Annotated in this window: 4 protein-coding genes and 1 pseudogene; all 5 read left to right on the top strand. The window is 59.4% G+C overall.

From position 1 onward, the window contains the following. Positions 1-64: 64 nt before the first annotated feature. Positions 65-769, top strand: coding sequence for an IS6-like element IS26 family transposase (locus AB5Y73_RS13420; protein ID WP_001067834.1), 705 nt, complete (start codon positions 65-67; stop codon positions 767-769). A 5-nt stretch (positions 770-774) separates the two neighbouring features. Next, the gene (locus AB5Y73_RS13415) at positions 775-915 is read left to right on the top strand and encodes a hypothetical protein (RefSeq protein ID WP_001044210.1); all 141 of its coding nucleotides are present in this window, start codon (positions 775-777) and stop codon (positions 913-915) included. 485 nt (positions 916-1,400) lie between these two features. Beyond that, positions 1,401-2,138 (top strand): recombinase family protein, encoded by a 738-nt coding sequence (locus AB5Y73_RS13410; protein ID WP_001366550.1) that lies wholly within the window; start codon positions 1,401-1,403, stop codon positions 2,136-2,138. After that, the gene (locus AB5Y73_RS13405) at positions 2,135-2,359 is read left to right on the top strand and encodes a hypothetical protein (RefSeq protein ID WP_000743213.1); all 225 of its coding nucleotides are present in this window, start codon (positions 2,135-2,137) and stop codon (positions 2,357-2,359) included. Before AB5Y73_RS13410 ends, AB5Y73_RS13405 begins: the two co-directional genes overlap by 4 nt. 210 nt (positions 2,360-2,569) lie before the next feature. Further along, positions 2,570-2,758, top strand: a pseudogene (locus AB5Y73_RS13400) (IS91 family transposase); the annotation flags it as partial.

Raw genomic sequence — 2,758 nt, 5'->3', positions numbered from 1 at the left:
GGGCACTGTTGCAAATAGTCGGTGGTGATAAACTTATCATCCCCTTTTGCTGATGGAGCTGCACATGAACCCATTCAAAGGCCGGCATTTTCAGCGTGACATCATTCTGTGGGCCGTACGCTGGTACTGCAAATACGGCATCAGTTACCGTGAGCTGCAGGAGATGCTGGCTGAACGCGGAGTGAATGTCGATCACTCCACGATTTACCGCTGGGTTCAGCGTTATGCGCCTGAAATGGAAAAACGGCTGCGCTGGTACTGGCGTAACCCTTCCGATCTTTGCCCGTGGCACATGGATGAAACCTACGTGAAGGTCAATGGCCGCTGGGCGTATCTGTACCGGGCCGTCGACAGCCGGGGCCGCACTGTCGATTTTTATATCTCCTCCCGTCGTAACAGCAAAGCTGCATACCGGTTTCTGGGTAAAATCCTCAACAACGTGAAGAAGTGGCAGATCCCGCGATTCATCAACACGGATAAAGCGCCCGCCTATGGTCGCGCGCTTGCTCTGCTCAAACGCGAAGGCCGGTGCCCGTCTGACGTTGAACACCGACAGATTAAGTACCGGAACAACGTGATTGAATGCGATCATGGCAAACTGAAACGGATAATCGGCGCCACGCTGGGATTTAAATCCATGAAGACGGCTTACGCCACCATCAAAGGTATTGAGGTGATGCGTGCACTACGCAAAGGCCAGGCCTCAGCATTTTATTATGGTGATCCCCTGGGCGAAATGCGCCTGGTAAGCAGAGTTTTTGAAATGTAAGGCCTTTGAATAAGACAAAAGGCTGCCTCATCGCTAACTTTGCAACAGTGCCGCGCGACGAGCAGCAGCACCAGGAGCAGAAGCACGTCGAGAAAAAGCAACAGCAGATCGAGCAGCGCCCACGGCGGGCCGCTCGCATCGGATAAGTCGAAAAATCCGGCTAAAGTGGCCGAGCTGCACATCAGGCCGCGCGGTTTTCCTCCCTGATCGCCGGCGCGGTTTCTTCCTCCCTGAACCGCATGCAGACTTGCCGCCTCGGACACCCCGAGGCGGTTTTTTTTCGCCTCGCTCGAGCATCGCCGCATCCGACGATGCCGAGACGACCAGGCCGCGCACGTCGAGCTGCAGCATCGCCATTGCCGACGATGGCACCAGGTCGCCGGCGGTGGCCACCGACCTCGAGCTCGCATCGCCACATCCGACGATGCGCGCCGGCGTCGACCATCGCCAGGTCTGACGATGGCGGCCGCCCTGCCCTGGATCTCGCATCGCCATTTCTGGCGATGAGATCCACGGAGCGGCCATTTAGACCCGCCAATAACGACCCGGCCAAGATAAATCGCATGACGGCCTTTTTGGCCGGGGGTAGCATGACCGGACACTTTGCGTATGCCCAAAGGAGCCCGCAAGTATGCGCAGGACGAAGCCAGTAGCCGCGCCGATGGTGGCGCGGGTCTATCTGCGCGTCAGCACCGACGCGCAGGACTTGGAACGCCAAGAGGCGATCACTACGGCCGCGAAGGCCGCCGGCTACTACGTCGCCGGCATCTACCGTGAGAAGGCATCCGGCGCACGCGCCGACCGGCCTGAGCTGCTGCGCATGATCGGCGACCTACAGCCCGGCGAGGTGGTCATTGCCGAGAAGATCGACCGCATCAGCCGCCTACCTTTGCCCGAGGCCGAGCGCCTGGTGGCCTCGATACAGGCCAAAGGCGCACGCCTGGCCGTCCCTGGCGTGGTCGATCTATCCGACCTGGCGGCCGAGGCCCAGGGCGTCGCCAAGATCGTGCTGGAAGCCGTGCAGATCATGCTTTTTCGCCTGGCCTTGCAGATGGCCCGCGACGACTACGAGGACAGGCGCGAACGCCAGCGCCAAGGCATTGAGTTGGCCCGCCAGGCCGGGCGGTACAAGGGCCGCCGTGCTGATCCGAAGCGCCGCGCCCAAGTTGTCGCGCTGCGCAAGTCCGGCTACAGCATCAACAAGACCGCCGAGCTGGCCGGGTACAGTGCGGCCCAGGTGAAACGGATATGGGCCGAGGTCAGCCAGGCCGAAGCGAAGCAGCACGGCGCGTTCGTGGAGGACGCATTGACGGAAGCCGATGCCCTGGCCGCTGTCGGCCAGGATGAGCGCCAGGAGGAAAGGGCATGAAGAAGCCGAACCAAGACGACGAGCCGTTTTTCATCACCGAGGAGATTGCGGCCGAAATGATCGCCGGCGGCTATGAGTTCGAGCTGCCGCCCATTCCTTGCACCATCCGCCTACGCGACGTGCTGGAGCGCATGACCGATGCTGAGCTAGCATTGCAGCCGGGCGAGATCGCCGACCAGGAGCGTGAACGCTGCCGGCGCAAGCCGTGTTCAACCTCATGATCTGGTCATGGTATTTTTCATGGCACTGAGCCTGATAGTTCTTGCAAATTGTTGTCACTAAAGGGTTTTGTGTGCTTGTTTACAATCGAGTGGGAGTGACGGGCACTGGCTGGCAATGTCTAGCAACGGCAGGCATTTCGGCTGAGGGTAAAAGAACTTTCCGCTAAGCGATAGACTGTATGTAAACACAGTATTGCAAGGACGCGGAACATGCCTCATGTGGCGGCCAGGACGGCCAGCCGGGATCGGGATACTGGTCGTTACCAGAGCCACCGACCCGAGCAAACCCTTCTCTATCAGATCGTTGACGAGTATTACCCGGCATTCGCTGCGCTTATGGCAGAGCAGGGAAAGGAATTGCCGGGCTATGTGCAACGGGAATTTGAAGAATTTCTCCAA

Source organism: Aeromonas sp. s7(2024) (assembly GCF_040907825.1).
GTDB classification, from domain to species: Bacteria; Pseudomonadota; Gammaproteobacteria; order Enterobacterales; family Aeromonadaceae; genus Aeromonas; species Aeromonas veronii.
The sequence above is the reverse complement of the archived record's forward strand: the minus strand, read 5'-3'. Positions and strand labels throughout refer to the sequence as shown.